A 16,965-nucleotide genomic window follows, 5' to 3' on the forward strand; every position below is an offset into this window, starting at 1 on the left:
CGTGCTTTATCGCTTGCCGGGCGGCATGCCGTAGATGTGCGAGATCGGCAGCGTCATGACGACTCGCCTGTCGTCGACCATCGCCCTCCGGTAGTCGTCCCAGTCGGGATGCTCACCGGCGATATTGCGGTACAACGCAATCAGCGCCTCGACGGTGTCGTCCTGCGGTGAGGCGGCGGGCGGGGTGAGGGTCGCGTCGCCCTCGGCGACGGCATAGGACCACCCGTCGTCGGAGCTGACATGGATCGAGGCCCGCGGGTCGCGCCGCAGGTTGCGGGTTTTGGCGCGCGGTTCGGTGATCGACACCTGGATCGTCAGACTGCGCGGGTCGAAGTGGTAGGACACGTTCGACAACTGCGGACGGCCGTCGCGTTTGATCGTGGCCAGGACACCCAGCGAGTTCCCACCGATCAACGCCAACAGCTTGTCGTCGAGAACGTGACGTCCCATTGTGCGAGCCTACGTCGGAATCCCTGCGTGGATTGCGACATATCTAGCATGAAGCAGATCATGACGGTCAGTGGAGAAGTTCTCGACGGCGTCTCGGCCACCACACTGTGGACCCTGCACAACCGCGGCACCGAGGCCAAGCGCTCCGACGGGGTGATCCGCGACCCGTGGGCGGTCACGCTGTTCGACGCGATCTCCTATGACTTCCGCAAGTTCGGCAAACCCAACCAGTCGCATGGGTTACGCGCGGTCGCCTTCGACGCCGCCGCGAGCGACTATCTGCGCACACATCCGAAAGCGTCGGTGGTGGCGCTCGCCGAAGGTCTGCAGACCAGCTTCTGGCGGCTGCAACGCGCAGGCGTTGCCGACCAATTGACCTGGTACTCAGTGGATCTTCCGCCCGTCATGGCGCTTCGGGAGAAGCTGCTGCCCACCGACGAGCGGATCGTGGGGCTGGCCCAGTCGGCGCTGGACCTGAGCTGGATGGACCGCGTCGACGACTCGCACGGGGTGTTCATCACCGCCGAGGGGCTGCTGATGTATCTCGAGCCGGACGACGCGCTCGGCCTGATCCGCGCCTGCGCGGCCCGGTTCCCCGGCGGTCAGATGATGTTCGACTCGATCCCGGACTGGCTTTCCCGGCGCACACTCAAAGGGCTCAAGCTGTCCGACCGCTACACCACCCCGCCGATGCCGTTCTCCCTGTCCCCAGACGAGGCGCTCGCTCTGGCCGGCCGCATTCCGGGTGTGCGCGCCGCGCATGACAGAGCACAGCCCACGGGGCGGGGCCTCCTGTGGAAGCTGGCGGCCTGGCCATTCCTGGATCGCTTCGGCTTTTACCGGCGCAATCGCCCGAGCTACACGCTGCTGCAGTTCTAATCTCGGCCTATGACCAGATATGCCGGATTTCTCCGCGGGGTGAACGTCGGCGGCGTGAACCTCAAGATGGCCGAGGTGGCCAAGGCATTCGAGGACGCCGGATTCACCAATGTGAAGACCATCCTTGCGAGTGGAAACGTGTTGCTGGACAGCCGTTCCGGGGTGGCCGCGGTCAGAAAGAAGGCCGAGAAGGCGCTGCGCGACGCGTTCGGCTACGACGCGTGGGTGCTGGCCTACGACCTGAAAACCGTGCAACAGATCTCCGAGAAGTTCCCGTTCGAGCGTGAGGTCGACGGCTACCACTCCTACGTCACGTTCGTCACCGACTCCCACGTCCTCGACGAACTCGCGGCCCTCGGCGACGACGCGGGTCCCGACGAGAAGATCGCGCGCGGCGAGGGGGTCATCTACTGGCAGGTTCCCAGCAAGGGCACGCTGGACACCACAATCGGCAAGACGATGGGCAAGAAGCGCTACAAGTCGTCGACCACCACTCGCAACCTGCGCACAGTCGAGAAAGTGCTGCGATAGGTACATTCGGGCGTGTGACTTCCGAAACGACCGCGAAGGCCGACGGCGCCGTTCTGTCCGGTGTGTCCGAGACGGCGCTGATGACATTGCAGGTCCGCGCGAACGAGGCGCGCAGACCGGATTCGATCATCGACGACCCGATGGCGATCCGGCTGGTGGATTCCATCGATTTCGAGTGGGCCAAGTTCGGGCTGAGCCGCCGGCAGGACATGGCGGTGCGGGCGCTGGCCTTCGACACCGAGACGCGTCGCTACCTCGCCGATCACCCCAGGGCCACCGTGGTGGCGCTGGCCGAGGGCCTGCAAACCAGCTTCTTTCGTCTCAACACGGCCGGGGTGGGGGACGAATTCCGTTGGCTCACTGTCGATCTTCCTCCAATGATCGAGTTGCGCCGCAAGCTGCTCCCGCCGTCGGAGCGCATCACGATGTGCGCGCAGTCGGCCCTTGACTTCAGCTGGATGGACGAGGTCCCCGTCGACGACGGCGTGTTCATCACCGCCGAGGGCCTGCTGATGTACCTGCAGCCCGACGAAGCCCTCGGCTTGATCGCCGCGTGTGCGCAGCGCTTCGGCGGCGGCCGAATGATGTTCGACCTGGCACCCGCGTGGTTCGCCAAGGGCATCACCCGCGGCATGCTGCGACCCACGCTGCGCTATCGGGTGCCGCCGATGCCGTTCAGCATGACGCCGTCGCAGCTGGCAAACCTGGTCAACGAGGTGCCCGGCATTCGCGCGGTCCACGATTTGCCGATGCCGCAGGGCCGCGGTAGAGCCTTCAACGCCATCGTGTCGACGGTTCAGCGGGTGCGCCTGTTCGACTCTGTCCGCCCGGTGAACACCCTGCTGGAATTCGGCTAGCCGAACGCGATTTCGATGTAGCGCAGCGCATCCGCCTTGTCGATTCCCAGCGCCTTGGCCGCCGTCACGTAGGTGTGGGCGGCGGTGGCCATCGCGGTGTCGGCGGGGTCGACGCGCGCGACGAATGTGCCGAAGCGGCCCCGGGTTTCGAGAACGCCGGCCGACTCCAGCTCGCGATAGGCGCGGGCCACCGTGTTGACGGCCAGGCCGAGTTGACCGGCCAGTTCGCGCACCGTCGGCAATCGGGTGCCCGGCGGCAACCTGCCGTCGCGCACGCCTTCGATGATCTGCGTTCTGAGCTGGTCAAACAGGGGGCTCGGAGCGCGATGGTCGATGCAAACCCAATCCCCCAACTTGGTCACGTGCTCAGTATCGCCTAAGCCGCTAGTTTGGTCATGTGCAAGTGACGGTCCTCAGCGGTGCGGGCATCTCGGCCGAAAGCGGAGTGCCGACGTTCCGCGATGCCGAGACCGGGCTGTGGGCCAAGGTGGATCCCTACGAAATTTCAAGCTCAGAGGGCTGGCAGGCCAACCCCGAGCGGGTGTGGGCGTGGTACCTGTGGCGGCACTACATGATGGGCTCGGTCGACCCGAACGACGGCCACCGGGCCGTGGCGGCCTGGCAGGACTACGCCGAAGTGCACGTCGTCACCCAGAACGTCGACAATCTGCACGAGCGGGCGGGCAGCAAGAACGTCTACCACCTGCACGGCAGCCTGTTCGAATTCCGTTGTGATCGCTGTCGATCGACGTACACCGGCGAGTTGCCCCCGATGCCCGAACCGGCCGAGACCGTCGACCCGCCGCGGTGCGTGTGCGGCGGCATGATCCGGCCCAACGTGGTGTGGTTCGGGGAAGCGTTGCCTGACGTCGAGTGGCAACGCTCGGTCGAGGCCGTTGCGGGGGCCGACATCGTGATCGTGGTCGGCACCTCGTCGATCGTCTATCCCGCCGCGGGGCTGCCGGAGATGGCTCTGGCCAACGGCAAAGTGGTCATCGAGGTCAACCCCGAGCCCACACCATTGTCGCCGGCTGCGACGGTGTCGCTGCGAGAGACCGCAGCGGGCGCGCTGCCGAGCCTGCTGCAGCGACTGCCCGCGCTGCTCGGCTAGGCCGCTCTCACCGCGCGGCCGATCGCGAACTCCGCGACCGGCAACGGCACCCACCTCGGCATCGTCCATTCACGGCGCGCCCTCGACACCGTGAACCCGGCGCCGGTGATGCTCTCCTCGGTGTGCCGATGCGTATGACAGTTGCCGAAGAGCCGCGGCCAGATCGTGGCATCGGCGAACTTTTGCAGACCGGCCTGCGCGCCGCTACCGGCGATGTGCTCGAGGTACCGCAGCTCACCACCCGGCTTCAACAGCGAATACAGCTGTCGCAGAACACTTTCGGGGTCATCGACCGAGCACAGCACCAGCGAGCACACCACTCCATCGAATTGCTCACCACCGGCTGCCATGTACTGCTCCACCGTGTCGGTGCTGACCGTGACCGGTACCGGGGCCGTGGCGGCCGCCTGCTGCGCCACCTCGGCAAGCGTACGTTCAGGCTCAACGGCGACCACCTCGGTCACGGTGTCGGGATAGAACTCGAAGTTCGTCCCCGTGCCCGCACCCACCTCCAGCACGCGGCCCGACAGGCCGGCGAGGTTCTCCCGCCGCAGCCGCCGGATCGCATCGGTCTCGTGGGTGGACATCACCTTCCACAAGCGGGCGAAGAACGGGTTATCGATGGTGTTCTGCATCCAGCAGTCCCTTCAACTTGGCCATGGTCTCCTGCGGCGCGGTCGTCGGCCCGATCGCACCCGACACGATCTCTCCGACGACGACGGCTCTGAGTACCCGGTCGGCGAACGCCTCGGTCTCACCCCACGGCAGGTACGGCCGCGAGATCAGCATCGCCGCCACCCCGTGCGCGGTCGTCCACAGTTCCAGCGCGACGATGGTCGCATCGTTTTCGGGCAGGATACCCTCGGCCATCAAGGCCTCGACCGTGTTGCAGATGTGCACGAACGCCGAGTTGTTCAGCATCGTGTCCACGTCGCTGCCCGGCCGCCCCTCGCCCATGGTGGCAATCCGGTACAGCTCAGGGGTTTTCACCGCGAAGCGCACATACGCCAGCCCTTGCGCGCGCAGCGCGTCGATCGCCGCGGCCTCACCGGCGGCGGCCGCCTGCATCTCCTCGTCGAGCTTCTCGAAATACCGCGCGCACACCGCGTCCAGCAGTGCGTCCTTGTCGGTGAAGTGCAGATAGATCGAGGGCGGTGTCACTCCGACGCGCTTGGCCACCGACCGGATGGACACCTCTTTGGCGTGCCCGGTTTCCAGTAGCAGATCGGTGGTCGCGTCGAGAATCTCGTCGCGAAGTTGCTCACCTGATCCGCGTGGCGCGCGTCGCCGTTTCATCGCGCGGGCACGGCCGTGGGTGGCGCTTCCCGCGCCGGCGCCGGATCGTCTGCGGACTCGCTGATGCCGATCCGTTCGTGCAACTTGGCCAGGGGCTTAGGCGCCCACCAGTTCCATCGTCCGAGCATGTGCATGAATGCGGGCACCAGCGCCATACGCACCAGTGTGGCATCGGCGATGATCGCCAGTGTCATCCCGACACCCATCATCTTCATGAACGACACCTGCGCGGCGATCAGCGCGGCGAACGAGATCGACATCAGCAACGCGGCCGCGGTGACCACGCGGCCGGTCTTGGCCAGGCCCAGTGCGACGCTTTCGTCGCTGTCCGCGCGGGTCCTACCGGACCTCAGCCAGTATTCGCGGATCCGCGATATCAGGAACACCTCGTAGTCCATCGACAACCCGAACGCGAGGCAGAACAACAACACCGGCATGTTCGCGACCAGAGTCCCGGTGGCCGTGGTGCCCAGCGCGCCCAAGTGGCCGTCCTGGAAGATCCACACCAACGCGCCGAACGCGGCGGTCAGCGACAACACGTTGAGCACCAATGCCTTCAGCGGAAGAACCACGCTGCCGGTGAGCAGGAACAGCAACACGAAGGTGATGGCCGCGATGACACCGAGAACCAGGGGCAGCCTCGACGTGATCGCCTGTGAGCTGTCGTGGTTGATCTGGGCAAGACCGGTGACGAGCACCGGTTTTCCGTTCGGTGTACCGACGGCGTGCACCGCGTCGAGCTGAGCTTCGGAGGCGTCGGAGAACAGTGGCGCCGTACTGCCGATGGTGAAGAACGCGCTGCCGTCCTTCATGCCGGTCGCCGCCGCCGGCGGTCCGGTCAGCCGGCCATCGACGAACGAACCACCGGGTGCGGACACCGACGACACGTCGACCACCTGCGACAGTGCGCTCGCATACCGATCGAGTTCGGCCGGGGTCGCCCCCGCGGCGTCGGGTATCACGACGGTGACATTGGTCGACGAGTCCACCGCGAAGTCATTTCGCAACTCATCACCGACCTCGCGCGCCGAGGCAGATTGCGGCAACACGCGATCGTCGGGGAAGCCCCACTTGATCCCCAGGAAGGGTGCGCCGAGCAAGAGCAGCACGGTGACGATGATGAAAGCGACCGGAATCGACCGGCGCATAACGAATTTCGTGCTGCGGTACCAGAACATCTGTTCGACGGGCTTGCGCACCGGATCGGGCCTGCCGAGGAGCCGGCGGAACAGCCGACGGGTGTCCAATGCGTCGAGCCGGTCCCCGAGCAGGACTATCGCCGCGGGTGCCACCACGATCGCTGCCACCGCCGCGAAGGTCACCACGGCGATCCCCGCATAGGCGAACGACTTGAGGAAGTACATCGGGAACAGCACCATCGCGACCATCGACAGCGCGACGGTCAGCGCCGAGAACAGCACCGTGCGACCGGCGGTCGTCATCGTGCGGACCAGCGCCCGGTCCCGATCCGCACCGTCGGCCAGCTCGTCGCGGTACCGGCTGATGATGAGCAGTGTGTAGTCGATGGCGAGCGCCAAACCCATGGCGATGGTGAGGTTCATCGCGAAGATGGACACATCGGTGACATAGGTGGTGGCACGGAGCACGGCCATCGATCCGAGGATCGCGAACCCGCCGACGGCCAGGGGCAGCGCCGCGGCCAGTAGCCCCCCGAACACCCACACGAGCACGATGAAGCTCAGCGGAATCGCAATGGCCTCCATCATGAGAAGGTCTTTTTCGCTCTGCGCGTTGATCTGGACGTAGGTCATCGCCACACCGCCGGCGCGCACCGTCACGCCGTCGCGGTCGTGGACCAGCCTGTCGGTGAGGTCCTTGGCGTGTTTCTGCGCGCCGCTCTCGCCTCCGGTGATGCCGGCGACGATCAGACCCGTCTTACCGTCCTTGCTGACGAGCGCCGGCACGGCCGACGGCGGTGCGGTCCAGGCGGATGTCACTTGCGCAACGCTCGGGGATTCCTGCAGCTGCGTGACGATGTCCGCGGCCACCGCGCGCGCCGCCGGACTCTGGGCACTGGCGCTGTCGTCGGTGAGGCTGATGACGAGTTCCATGTCGCCCTGGCCGAACTTGTCGACCAGCAGCTGGGTCGCCTGCGCCGACTCCGAGGTGGGGTCCTGAAAGCCTCCGGCGGACAGGCTCTTGGCGACGGGAATGCCGAAAATCCCACACGCCAGCATGACGAGCGCCGCAATCGCCACGATGCGCCGTGGTGCCCTGATCGCCAACCCTGCGATGCGTTGAAGCACGGCCCGACCTCCTGCTAGTTGGATACCGTCGATAACTTACCAATGATAAGTTACCGCTGCAAGGTGTCTCTTCCCTTAGGTACGACGCGGACCGATACCACGTTCAATGACTCCGCGATGAGATCCGTGGCCGCCGCCGGTCTATCGCTGTATGACAACCTCGACCGCCGAACCGACCACCTCGAGCACCACGCATTTGACCGATATCGGCCTGTTGATCCTGCGTATCGGGATCGGCGCGGCCATGCTGCACGCCGGCCTGCTGAAGGTGTTCAGGTTCGAGGCCACCACGGGCTTCATGGAGGCGGGCGGGTGGACGCCGTCGACTTTCGCCGCGCTGATGGTGACGGCGACTGAATTACTGGGCGGGATCGGACTGCTCCTCGGCGCGCTGACGCCGCTGGCGGCATGCGCTGTCACCGCGGCGATGATCGACGCGTGGGCGGTGAACGTCTCGGCCGCCGAGGTCTGGACCGACCCGTTCAACGCACCGTTTCTGATCGCGCTCGCCGGCACATCGCTGCTGTTCGCGGGGGCGGGCGCGTACTCGGTCGACGCGCGACTGTTCGGCAGGACCGTGTGGTCGGCCAGGATTGCGATCGGCCTCCTGATCGTGGCCATCGCGGCGGCTCTTTTCACCTGGGTTTTGCTCAACGGGACGAACCCAATCCACTTCGAGGCCCCGACCAGGTGAAACTTACCGACGGGTAGTGACGGACCCTACCCGGCGGTAAGAATTGCCACCGTTTTCCGAATCGTGACTCAAAGATTCCTTAATAGCGATGGTTACTGTTCAGTACATGTGGATCGACGACACCAGTGCTGATGTCATCAAGGTTGACTTCGAGGCGCTTTACCACGGGGATTTCCTGGTAGAGGGCGATACCTCGGAGCAGCTCGACGACGAGCACACCCTGCCCACCGCGGTGTGAAAAAACGCGCGCCCTGAGGGCGCGCGTTCTTCCGCGACGGTTTGCCCCAGTGCGGGCCCATATCGCTGATTCCTGTGTTCTGAAAATCCCGTCCTACGCGACGTTCTCTTCTCGGTCCGCCTCGACCATGCCGGCCAGTCTGCCGGTGATGATCTCTTCGGCTTCCTCGACGATCCGCGCCACCAGCTCGCCGCACGTCGGGATGTCGTTGATCAGACCCATCGCGGTGCCCACCGACCAGATGCCGGCATCCAGGTCACCGACCTCGTAGACCTTGACCCCGCGCGATCCCGCGACCAGGTCCTTGACGTCCTCGAACTGGCCGCCGCGGTTGAGGATCTCGACGACCTCGCGCGAGACCGCGTTGCTCGCGACGCGGGCGGTGTTGCGCAGCGGCCGGAAGATCATCTCGGTGTCGAGCTCGCTGCCCGCCACGATCGCTTCCTTGACGTTCTGGTGAATGGCCGACTCGACGGTGCACATGAAGCGGCTGCCCATGTTGATGCCGTCGGCCCCCAGCGCGAGCGCGGCCACCAGCCCACGACCGTCGGCGAACCCGCCCGAGGCGATCATCGGGATGTCGATCTTGACCGCCGCGGCAGGGATCAGCACCAGTCCTGGGATGTCGTCCTCACCGGGATGACCCGCGCATTCGAATCCGTCGATGCTGATGCCGTCCACACCGAGGCTCTGGGCCTTGACCGCGTGCCGCACCGAGGTGCACTTGTGCAGCACCTTGATCCCGTTGTCGTGAAACATCGGCAGGTGCGGTGCGGGGTTGGAGCCCGCGGTCTCGACGATCTTGATGCCGGAGTCGACGATCACCTGCCGGTACTCGTCGTACGGCGGCGGGTTGATGGTCGGCAGGATCGTCAGGTTCACCCCGAATGGCTTGTCCGTCAGATCGCGGCACTTCGCGATCTCCTTCGCCAAATCGGCGGGCGTCGGCTGCGTCAGCGCGGTGATGAACCCGAGCGCACCCGCATTCGCCACTGCTGCAACGAGTTCGGCGCGGCCGACCCACTGCATACCGCCCTGAACGACGGGATGCTCGATACCGAAGGTCTCGGTGAACTTCGTGGTGATGCTCATCGGGGAGCCATCCTGATCGCACCGTCCAGACGAATCACTTCGCCGTTCAGCATCGGGTTCTCGATGATGTGCACCGCCAGTGCGCCGTACTCGTCCGGATCGCCGAGCCGGGCCGGATGCGGCACCTGCTTGCCCAGCGACTGCTGCGCCTCCTCGGGCAGCGAGCCCAGCAGCGGGGTCTTGAACAGTCCGGGCGCGATGGTGCACACGCGGATCAGCTCACGGGACAGATCGCGGGCGATCGGCAGGGTCATTCCGACGACGCCACCCTTGGACGCGGAGTACGCCGCCTGGCCGATCTGGCCCTCGAAGGCCGCGACGGACGCGGTGTTGATGATGACTCCGCGCTCCTCCCCGAGCGGCTCTTGCTTGGCGATGCGCTCTGCTGACAGCCGCAGCACATTAAAGGTGCCGATCAGGTTGACCTCGACGACCTTCTTGAAGGCATCCAGCGGGAACGGGCCGTCCTTGCTCAGCGTCTTGGCCGCGTTGCCGATGCCGGCGCAGTTGACGTTGATGCGCACCGGGCCCATCGACTCGGCGACATCGAGCGCCTTGCTGACCGCGGCCTCGTCGGTGACGTTGGTCTCGACGAACTTGGCGCGGTCACCGAGCGCTGCGACGGCGTCTTCGCCCCGCAGATCGATCACCACGACGGATGCGCCCCTGTCGAGCAGCCGTTTGGTGGTCGCCAGGCCTAGCCCGGAAGCTCCCCCGGTGACGACGGCTACGGCGTCTTTGATCTCCACTTACTCTGTTCCCTCTCTGTTGGAAAGACCCGGCGTCAAACCCAGTCTCGGAGTACGGCTTCGGTGTCGGCGCCAGCCGGACCCGGCGGCGTCGGGGTGGGCGGCACGCTGCGCGAGAACCGCGGCGCGGGCATCGGCTGCAGGTAACCGCCCTCGGCCGAATCGTCGCGGTAGAACGTGTCGCGCTCGGTGATGTGCGGTTCGGACTCGACCTCGCCGAAGGACAACACCGGCGTGACGCACGCGTCGCTTTCGGCGAACACCTTCGCCCAATGGTCGCGATCTTTGGCGGCGACGGCATCGGCGATCGCCGCGCGGAGTTCGGGCCAGCGGGCCATGTCGTTCTGGGCGGGCAGATCGGTGCCGTCCAGGCCCAGACCCTTGATCATCTCGGCGTAGAACTGCGGCTCGATCGCACCGATCGCGATGTGCCTGCCGTCGGCGCACGTGTAGGTGTCGTAGTAAGGGGCGCCGCCGTCGAGCATGTTCACGCCACGCTCGTCCGACCACATGCCGTCCTGACGAAAGCCCCAGATCATTTGCGCCAGAACGCTGGACCCGTCGACCATCGCCGCGTCGACCACCTGACCCTTGCCGGACGTCTGGCGCTCCCACAGCGCCGAGAGGATCCCGACCAGCAGGAACATCGACCCGCCGCCGAAATCACCTGTCAAGTTCAGCGGCGGCACGGGCCGCTCACCGGCACGCCCGATCGAGTGCAACACCCCGTTGAGGGAGATGTAGTTGATGTCGTGGCCGGCCTGCAGCCGCCGCGGTCCGGTCTGGCCCCACCCCGTCATGCGGCCATAGACCAAGCGCTCGTTGACCTTCGCACAATCCTCGGGGCCCAAGCCCAACCGTTCGGTGACGCCGGGGCGCAGTCCCTCGATCAGCACGTCGGCCTTGGCGACCAATTTCAGCACCAGTTCGCGACCCTCGTCGGACTTCAGATCAGCGGTCACCGATCGGCGATTGCGCAGTGCGGTCTCACGTCGGGAACTCGGAATGCCGCCCAGCTTTCCCGGCCGATCGATGCGCACGACGTCGGCGCCGAGGTCGCCGAGGATCATCGCAGCGTGCGGACCTGGGCCGATGCTGGCCAGTTCGACGACACGCAATCCCTGAAGTGGTCCAGCCATGCCCAATTACCGCCCTTCGTCCGACTAACCCTGTCGACGCCGACATAGCTTACTTGTATAACCAAGTGCTTCGGTCCTAGGGTGCAGCCATGACAACCGTCGACTCGAGCGCGCAGACCTACAGCGGTATCGACGACCTGTCCGTCGACCTGGTCGACGGTGTGCTGTCGCTGACCATGAACCGGCCGGCAAGCCTGAACTCGCTGACCAAACCGATGCTCGCCACCATCGCCGACACTCTGCAGCGAGCGGCGGGTGATGCCCGTGTCCGCGTGGTGCGAATCGGCGGGGCAGGGCGCGGCTTCTCGTCCGGTGCGGGCATCAGCGAAGAGGACCACGCCAATCCCGATGCCACCGGCACGCCCGCCGATGTGCTCGACGCCGCCAACAGCGCAGTCCGGTCGATTGTGAACCTCCCGCAGCCGGTGGTCGCCGTCGTCCAGGGGCCCGCGGCGGGCGTCGGCGTGTCTCTGGCCCTGGCCTGCGATGTCGTATTGGCCTCGGAGAAGGCGTTTTTCATGCTGGCCTTCACCAAGATCGGCCTGATGCCCGACGGCGGCGCTTCGGCGTTGATCGCCGCGGCCGTCGGTCGTATTCGCGCCATGCGGATGGCTCTGCTGGCCGAGCGCATTCCGGCGTCCGAGGCCTACGAATTCGGGTTGGTCACGGCGGTACATCCGGTCGAGGAGTTCGACGCCGAGGTCGACAAGGTCATCGCGGCGCTGGCCAGCGGACCGCGGGTGGCGCTGCGGTTGACCAAAGACGCCATCAACTCCGCGACGCTCACCGAACTCGAGGCGGCGCTCGAACGCGAGAAGGTCGGCCAGCTGTCACTGCTCGACTCGGGCGACTTCCGCGAGGGCACCAAGGCGTTCCAGCAGCGCCGGCAGGCGAATTTCACCGACTCCTAGCACAGAAAAATCGGTGGACTCGGTCACCTCTGATCGGCGACCATCGGTTGGTGAGTACGCAATTCGAGATTCAGCCGGTGCGCGACGCCGGTGGATGGCGCGTGCTCGCACCGTTTCAGATCCGCGAGTACCGCCTGCTCATCGCGGCAGTGACGCTATCGATCTTCGCCGATGGCATGTTCGCCGTCGTGCTTGCCCTACAGGTCATCGAGCTCGACAACAACCCGGTGTCGTTGTCGATCGTGATGACGTGCTTCGGCGCCGCTTTCGTCGCGTTCGTTCTGGTCGGCGGTATCACCGCGGACCGGATGAACCAGCGCAAGATCATCATCGGCGTCGAGACGGTGAACGTCGTGGCGGCATCAACGGTCGCAGCCCTGGGACTGCTTGGCGCGCTGCAGGTCTGGCATCTGGCCCTCGCGGCCACCGCAATGGGGACCGCCGCCGCGTTCTTCTTCCCGGCATACAGCGCGATCCTGCCGAGGATCCTGCCCGCCGAACAACTGTTGGCCGCCAACGGTGTCGAAGGCGTGGTGCGCCCGGTGTTCCAGCGCGCGGTCGGTCCGGCCGTCGCAGGCATGTTGATCGGTGCGACCTTCCCAGCGGTGGGTTCTGTCGTGGTCGCCGCACTCTTCGCTACCGGCCTCCTCCTGCTGATCGCGACGAGGCCGGCGGCGTCGACGCCGCTACAGGATCCCAATGTCGAACGCGCGCACGTGTTGCGCGATCTGCGGGACGGCCTCGTGTTCATGCTCCACACGCCGTGGCTGCTGTGGACGCTGCTGTTCGCGAGCATGTTCGTGCTCGTCGTACTCGGACCCATCGAGGTGCTGCTGCCCTTCATCGCCAACGACCGGTTCGACGACGGCGCGCGCATGTACGGCTTCATCCTGGCGTTCTTCGGAATGGGCAGCGCCCTTGGCGCGCTTGCGGTGTCCTGGGGCCGACTGCCCCGTCGCTACCTGACGGTAATGATGGCGATGTGGGGCCTCGGCTCCATCCCATTGGTGGTCGTCGGCTTCACGTCGTCGTTCGCATTGATGGCAGTCGCGACGTTCGTCGTCGGTGTCACCGACGGTGCGGGAATGGTCATCTGGGGGACCCTGCTGCAGCGCCGGGTACCCACCGAGATGCTGGGCCGGGTGTCGAGCCTGGACTTCTTCGTCTCGCTGGCGTTCATGCCGGTATCGTTTGCGATCGTCGGCCCGCTGTCGAAAGTCGTTACGATGCAGACGATTTTCCTAGTGGCCGGCATCGCTCCGGTGATATTGGCGGCCATTGCGTTGGTTGCGGCCAAGATGCGTCAGGACGAGCTGGCGCACCCATTGCGCTAGACGCCGAAAAGGGGCGGCAGTGCCAGCACCATGACCAGTCCCCAGAAGAAGTGGGTCAGCATCGGTGCGAGCACTCCCCCGGTGATTCTGCGCTCGAATGCGCACACGGTGCCGAGCACGATCGCCGCAAAACCCAGCATCGGGTTACCGGTCGCGACGCCCGTCGCGATCACATACAACACCGTCGACACCAGCACCGCATGGAACCGTCCGAGCGCGGTGTAGAGAGCGCCGCGGAAGAACATCTCCTCGGCCACTCCGTTGATGACGGTGATGAACGTGACCAACAGCAGTGGTCCATAGTTGGCGAATTCCAGCACCTGGGTGATGTATTCGCGCACGGGAGGAATCTCGCGGGCGATCAATCCGCCCGCGATGAACACGGCTCCGAGCAATAGGCCCACCGCGGTGCCGGTGATCCAAGGGCGCTGGTTGCGGCCACGGAACCGAATGCAGCCAAGGTGCAGCGGGCCCGACAACAACGCGCCGAGCGCCCACACCGCGGCCAGCGCCAGCGTCAGCCAGTAGAACGAGGCGTCTCCGGGCGGTCGGGTCAGTGAATAGCCAAGCAGCACAGCGCCGATGACCAACACGATCGCGACGATGACGCGTCTGCGGCGAATCAGGCTAGGTGGCTCGTGGTGCGGTACCGGGCAGGTACCGACGATGTCCCTGACCTCGGCCAACCATCGCGGCCGAGTTTCGGGTGATTGGGTCACGCCGACTTCACCTTCGGGACAAGGCCGATGGCGGTGTCCAGTCCGGTGCGCACAGCCGCGGCGAGGGGTCCCGGCACGACGCCGATCAGGCCCAGCGCCGGTCGCGCAAACGACGGCGTGATGTGGCTGGCCAGTTGCCGAATGCGGAAGGTGTCACCGCCCGCCCAGACCGGGTCCGTGTCGGCGAGATGGTGCGGGTCGGCGAGTGCGTCGACGGGTTGCGGTTTGCGGCTCTCGAGAGCCCTGGTGATGGCCTCGTCAATCCCAACGAGGCCATCGGGCGGGTCGGGCACCAAGTCACGAAGGCCGTTCTCGGAGGCCATCATCGGATGATCGAGCGACTCCACAAGATCCGAGGCCAGGCCGCCTGGCACCGGCAGCACCGCCGATGTCACCAACGACACCAGCCCGATATCCACGCCGTTGACCGGCAGTTCGGCCCGCCATTTGCCGGAGATGCGTGCGCACGTGCGGAGCAGGTCAGCGTAGGAGGACGTCTCCGGACCGTGGATGTCGTACGCCCCGGCAGGAACCTTCTCGTCCGCGGCGGCGACCAGGTAGTAAAGGACATCCTGTATCGAGATCGGGTCGATCGGATTGACCGACCACCCCGGCATCGGCATCAGGAGGAACCGGTCGGTGACATAGCGCAACATCTCGAACGACGTCGAGCCCGACCCGATGATCATCGCCGCGCCCAGCCAGACCACCTCCGGTCCGCCATCCACGCGGAGCGCCTCGGCTACTTCGGCCCGGCTGCTCAGATGCTCGGAGAGATCGTCGTCGTCGGGAACGAACCCGCCCAGGTACACGATCCGGCGAACGCCGGCGTCCTTGGCCTCGTTCGCCACATTGGCCGCCGCACGGTTATCCGCCTCGCGAAAGCCCGGCTGCCCGATGCCGTGCACAAGGTAATACACGACGTCCACGGGTCCGGCGGCGGCGAACGCGTGCCGCGCCGACTCCTGGTTGTGGGCGTCCAGCGCCACCTCGGTGACCCGGTCGTGCCAGCCGAACTTGGCCAGCCGCGCCGGGCTTCGGGTGGCGGCGACGACGTCGTGGCCCGCGTCCAGCAGGGCGGTGACGAGCCGCGATCCGACATAGCCGGTGGCGCCGGTAACCAGGATTCGCAATTTGCTCACCGTACGGCTGTACCCGGAGTGCGCGGGAACGCAACCTGCTCGCGCTCAGCTGTTGTTCGCGTCACGGTGCAGCTCGATGAGTGCCTGATACACCTGAGCATTGTGCCGGTTGTGCGCCACTTCGGCGTCGCTGAGATCGCGCCGCGTCTTGCCGGGCACTCCGGCCACCAACGACCGCGGCGGTACGACGAAGCCCTGCGGCACCAACGCGCTGGCGGCGATCAGCGAGCCCGCGCCGATCTTGGCGCCGTTGAGTATGACCGCTCCCATCCCGATGAGACAGCCGTCTTCGACCTCGCAGCCGTGCAATACGGCGTTGTGCCCGACGCTGACGTTGGCGCCGATGCGGACTGGAAAGCCGGGGTCGACGTGGATCGTGACGCCGTCCTGGATGTTGGTGCCCGCGCCGACCTCGATCGGTTCGGCCTCGGCCCGAAGTGTCGCGCCGTACCAGACACTGGCACGGGCACCGAGCGTCACCTGACCGATCAGGCTCGCATTGGGCGCGACCCAGCTCTCGGCGTGCAGCGAGGGCGCACGCCCCCGGATGGGCACGATCAGCGGCTCAGGCATGCGCGACATCGTAAGTCACGGGGCGTGACATATTGACGGGGTGACATCAGCGCCGTCAGCACTGGGGGTCGTCGACGGCGTCGACCTGACCGGGAAGGTCTGCGTGATCACCGGTGCATCGGCCGGACTGGGCAGGGAGTCGGCGCGCGCACTCGCCACGACCGGCGCGCACATCATCCTCGCCGCGCGCAATCGGGCCGCGCTCGCCGACGCCGAGGCATGGGTTCGTGCCGAGGTTCGGAATGCCAAGACGTCGACGGTGGAACTGGACCTCACCTCCCTGGCCGCGGTCCGGGCGGCTGCCGAAGCCATCGGTGCCATGGCGCCCGCGATTCACGTGCTGATGAACAACGCGGGAGTCATGTTCACCCCGTTCGGCCGAACGACCGATGGTTTCGAAATGCAGTTCGGCACCAACCATCTCGGCCATTTCAAACTCACGCACCTTCTCGAGCCGCAGCTCGGAGCGGCCGCGGGTGCGCGCATCGTGAACCTGTCGTCGGACGGGCACCGGCTGGCCGACGTCGACCTCGACGACCCGAATTGGCAGTACCGCGAGTACGACAAGTTCGCGGCTTACGGCGCTTCGAAGACCGCCAACATCCTGCACGCGGTCGAGCTGGACCGGCGCCTGCGCGACCGGGCCATCAGGGCGTACGCGGTGCATCCGGGGGTGGTGGCGACGTCACTCGCGCGGCACATGTCCCGCGACGACTTCACCGCCCTGACGGGGTTCGTCCGGTGGGATCCCGGCCAGCCGAAGGTCGACGTCCGCCGCGACTTCATCCTGCCCGAGCAGGGCGCGGCCACCCAGGTGTGGGCCGCGGTGAGCAGCGATCTCGCCGACGTCGGATCGGTGTACCTGGCGGACTGCCGGATTCAGGACGACCAGGAAGGCCCAGCGCCGTATGCGACGGACGCCGCGCACGCACTGCGGCTGTGGGAAGTCTCCGAGCGCCTCTGTCGGAGCGCGGGACACTGAC

General features: G+C 66.1%; 20 protein-coding genes. 9 read left to right on the forward strand and 11 right to left on the reverse strand.

What is annotated here, in order from left to right; translation table 11 throughout:
• Positions 1–6: 6 nt before the first annotated feature.
• Complete coding sequence (locus BST47_RS04280) at positions 7–450, reverse strand: PPOX class F420-dependent oxidoreductase (RefSeq protein WP_083123972.1); 444 nt, start codon at positions 448–450, stop codon at positions 7–9.
• Positions 451–510: 60 nt separating this feature from the next.
• Here BST47_RS04280 and BST47_RS04285 point away from each other — a divergent pair, with 60 nt between their 5' ends.
• From BST47_RS04285 to BST47_RS04295, 3 genes are all read left to right on the forward strand, one after another.
• Positions 511–1,329, forward strand: coding sequence for a class I SAM-dependent methyltransferase (locus tag BST47_RS04285; RefSeq protein WP_234809567.1), 819 nt, complete (start codon positions 511–513; stop codon positions 1,327–1,329).
• A gap of 9 nt (positions 1,330–1,338) precedes the next feature.
• Positions 1,339–1,860, forward strand: coding sequence for a DUF1697 domain-containing protein (locus BST47_RS04290; RefSeq protein WP_083123974.1), 522 nt, complete (start codon positions 1,339–1,341; stop codon positions 1,858–1,860).
• A gap of 80 nt (positions 1,861–1,940) precedes the next feature.
• Positions 1,941–2,717, forward strand: coding sequence for a class I SAM-dependent methyltransferase (locus BST47_RS04295; RefSeq protein WP_420094020.1), 777 nt, complete (start codon positions 1,941–1,943; stop codon positions 2,715–2,717).
• Here the strand turns inward: BST47_RS04295 and BST47_RS04300 are convergent.
• Positions 2,714–3,079, reverse strand: a complete 366-nt coding sequence (locus BST47_RS04300; protein ID WP_083123976.1) for an Rv1152 family transcriptional regulator — start codon at positions 3,077–3,079, stop codon at positions 2,714–2,716. The genes BST47_RS04295 and BST47_RS04300 overlap by 4 nt on opposite strands.
• 35 nt (positions 3,080–3,114) lie before the next feature.
• Here BST47_RS04300 and BST47_RS04305 point away from each other — a divergent pair, with 35 nt between their 5' ends.
• Complete coding sequence (locus BST47_RS04305) at positions 3,115–3,828, forward strand: NAD-dependent deacylase (protein ID WP_083123977.1); 714 nt, start codon at positions 3,115–3,117, stop codon at positions 3,826–3,828.
• Here the strand turns inward: BST47_RS04305 and BST47_RS04310 are convergent.
• From BST47_RS04310 to BST47_RS04320, 3 genes are read right to left on the reverse strand one after another with little or no spacing between them, the layout of a single operon-like run.
• Entirely contained in the window at positions 3,825–4,463 is a 639-nt protein-coding gene (locus BST47_RS04310) for a class I SAM-dependent methyltransferase (protein WP_083123978.1), read from the reverse strand. The genes BST47_RS04305 and BST47_RS04310 overlap by 4 nt on opposite strands.
• A complete protein-coding gene (locus BST47_RS04315) occupies positions 4,444–5,124 on the reverse strand; it encodes a TetR/AcrR family transcriptional regulator (protein WP_083123979.1) in 681 nt (226 codons plus the stop codon). The genes BST47_RS04310 and BST47_RS04315 overlap by 20 nt, the downstream gene beginning before the upstream one ends.
• The gene (locus BST47_RS04320; protein WP_083123980.1) at positions 5,121–7,391 is read right to left on the reverse strand and encodes an MMPL family transporter; all 2,271 of its coding nucleotides are present in this window, start codon (positions 7,389–7,391) and stop codon (positions 5,121–5,123) included. The genes BST47_RS04315 and BST47_RS04320 overlap by 4 nt, the downstream gene beginning before the upstream one ends.
• Before the next feature lie 151 nt (positions 7,392–7,542).
• On the opposite strand from BST47_RS04320, the gene BST47_RS04325 reads away from it, so the two are divergent.
• Both BST47_RS04325 and BST47_RS30185 read left to right on the forward strand, forming a co-directional pair.
• On the forward strand, positions 7,543–8,085 hold the full coding sequence (locus BST47_RS04325) for a DoxX family protein (protein ID WP_083123981.1): 543 nt from the start codon (positions 7,543–7,545) through the stop codon (positions 8,083–8,085).
• An 88-nt stretch (positions 8,086–8,173) separates the two neighbouring features.
• The gene (locus BST47_RS30185; RefSeq protein WP_163724406.1) at positions 8,174–8,323 is read left to right on the forward strand and encodes a hypothetical protein; all 150 of its coding nucleotides are present in this window, start codon (positions 8,174–8,176) and stop codon (positions 8,321–8,323) included.
• 93 nt (positions 8,324–8,416) lie between these two features.
• Here BST47_RS30185 and BST47_RS04330 read toward each other — a convergent pair whose 3' ends face one another.
• Genes BST47_RS04330 through BST47_RS04340 form a run of 3 tightly spaced genes read right to left on the reverse strand, consistent with a single transcriptional unit; the run spans position 8,417 to position 11,303 of the window.
• Entirely contained in the window at positions 8,417–9,415 is a 999-nt protein-coding gene (locus tag BST47_RS04330; protein ID WP_083123982.1) for an NAD(P)H-dependent flavin oxidoreductase, read from the reverse strand.
• Positions 9,412–10,164: a 3-hydroxyacyl-CoA dehydrogenase gene (locus BST47_RS04335; protein WP_083123983.1), complete on the reverse strand. Its 753-nt coding sequence runs from the start codon at positions 10,162–10,164 to the stop codon at positions 9,412–9,414. Before BST47_RS04335 ends, BST47_RS04330 begins: the two co-directional genes overlap by 4 nt.
• 35 nt (positions 10,165–10,199) lie before the next feature.
• Positions 10,200–11,303, reverse strand: a complete 1,104-nt coding sequence (locus tag BST47_RS04340; protein ID WP_083123984.1) for a CaiB/BaiF CoA transferase family protein — start codon at positions 11,301–11,303, stop codon at positions 10,200–10,202.
• An 89-nt stretch (positions 11,304–11,392) separates the two neighbouring features.
• Here BST47_RS04340 and BST47_RS04345 point away from each other — a divergent pair, with 89 nt between their 5' ends.
• Both BST47_RS04345 and tet(V) read left to right on the forward strand, forming a co-directional pair.
• The gene (locus tag BST47_RS04345) at positions 11,393–12,214 is read left to right on the forward strand and encodes an enoyl-CoA hydratase (protein WP_083123985.1); all 822 of its coding nucleotides are present in this window, start codon (positions 11,393–11,395) and stop codon (positions 12,212–12,214) included.
• Positions 12,215–12,282: 68 nt separating this feature from the next.
• A complete protein-coding gene (gene tet(V), locus BST47_RS04350; protein ID WP_207568541.1) occupies positions 12,283–13,548 on the forward strand; it encodes a tetracycline efflux MFS transporter Tet(V) in 1,266 nt (421 codons plus the stop codon).
• On the opposite strand, the gene BST47_RS04355 is transcribed toward tet(V), so the two are convergent.
• The 3 genes from BST47_RS04355 to BST47_RS04365 are packed head-to-tail and all read right to left on the reverse strand — an operon-like array spanning position 13,545 to position 15,991.
• Entirely contained in the window at positions 13,545–14,267 is a 723-nt protein-coding gene (locus BST47_RS04355; protein ID WP_083123987.1) for a CPBP family intramembrane glutamic endopeptidase, read from the reverse strand. The genes tet(V) and BST47_RS04355 overlap by 4 nt on opposite strands.
• Positions 14,264–15,409, reverse strand: coding sequence for an NAD(P)H-binding protein (locus BST47_RS04360; protein ID WP_083123988.1), 1,146 nt, complete (start codon positions 15,407–15,409; stop codon positions 14,264–14,266). Before BST47_RS04360 ends, BST47_RS04355 begins: the two co-directional genes overlap by 4 nt.
• Positions 15,410–15,454: 45 nt before the next feature.
• Complete coding sequence (locus tag BST47_RS04365) at positions 15,455–15,991, reverse strand: gamma carbonic anhydrase family protein (protein WP_207568523.1); 537 nt, start codon at positions 15,989–15,991, stop codon at positions 15,455–15,457.
• Between the two features lie 31 nt (positions 15,992–16,022).
• Here BST47_RS04365 and BST47_RS04370 point away from each other — a divergent pair, with 31 nt between their 5' ends.
• Positions 16,023–16,964 (forward strand): SDR family NAD(P)-dependent oxidoreductase, encoded by a 942-nt coding sequence (locus BST47_RS04370; protein WP_207568524.1) that lies wholly within the window; start codon positions 16,023–16,025, stop codon positions 16,962–16,964.
• Position 16,965 lies beyond the last annotated feature (1 nt).

Origin of the sequence: Mycolicibacterium tusciae (genome assembly GCF_002086795.1) — a bacterium.
Classification (GTDB): Bacteria; Actinomycetota; Actinomycetes; order Mycobacteriales; family Mycobacteriaceae; genus Mycobacterium; species Mycobacterium tusciae.

What these genes read in the sequence shown, in the direction of transcription:
- BST47_RS04345 (WP_083123985.1), top strand. Translation starts at nt 11,393, where the DNA reads ATGACAACCGTCGACTCGAGCGCGCAGACCTACAGCGGTATCGACGAC.
- BST47_RS04295 (WP_420094020.1), top strand. Translation starts at nt 1,941, where the DNA reads ATGACATTGCAGGTCCGCGCGAACGAGGCGCGCAGACCGGATTCGATC.
- BST47_RS04310 (WP_083123978.1), bottom strand. Translation starts at nt 4,463, where the DNA reads ATGCAGAACACCATCGATAACCCGTTCTTCGCCCGCTTGTGGAAGGTG.
- BST47_RS04290 (WP_083123974.1), top strand. Translation starts at nt 1,339, where the DNA reads ATGACCAGATATGCCGGATTTCTCCGCGGGGTGAACGTCGGCGGCGTG.
- BST47_RS04365 (WP_207568523.1), bottom strand. Translation starts at nt 15,991, where the DNA reads ATGTCGCGCATGCCTGAGCCGCTGATCGTGCCCATCCGGGGGCGTGCG.
- BST47_RS30185 (WP_163724406.1), top strand. Translation starts at nt 8,174, where the DNA reads ATGGTTACTGTTCAGTACATGTGGATCGACGACACCAGTGCTGATGTC.
- BST47_RS04330 (WP_083123982.1), bottom strand. Translation starts at nt 9,415, where the DNA reads ATGAGCATCACCACGAAGTTCACCGAGACCTTCGGTATCGAGCATCCC.
- BST47_RS04285 (WP_234809567.1), top strand. Translation starts at nt 511, where the DNA reads ATGACGGTCAGTGGAGAAGTTCTCGACGGCGTCTCGGCCACCACACTG.
- BST47_RS04325 (WP_083123981.1), top strand. Translation starts at nt 7,543, where the DNA reads ATGACAACCTCGACCGCCGAACCGACCACCTCGAGCACCACGCATTTG.
- BST47_RS04280 (WP_083123972.1), bottom strand. Translation starts at nt 450, where the DNA reads ATGGGACGTCACGTTCTCGACGACAAGCTGTTGGCGTTGATCGGTGGG.
- BST47_RS04340 (WP_083123984.1), bottom strand. Translation starts at nt 11,303, where the DNA reads ATGGCTGGACCACTTCAGGGATTGCGTGTCGTCGAACTGGCCAGCATC.
- BST47_RS04315 (WP_083123979.1), bottom strand. Translation starts at nt 5,124, where the DNA reads ATGAAACGGCGACGCGCGCCACGCGGATCAGGTGAGCAACTTCGCGAC.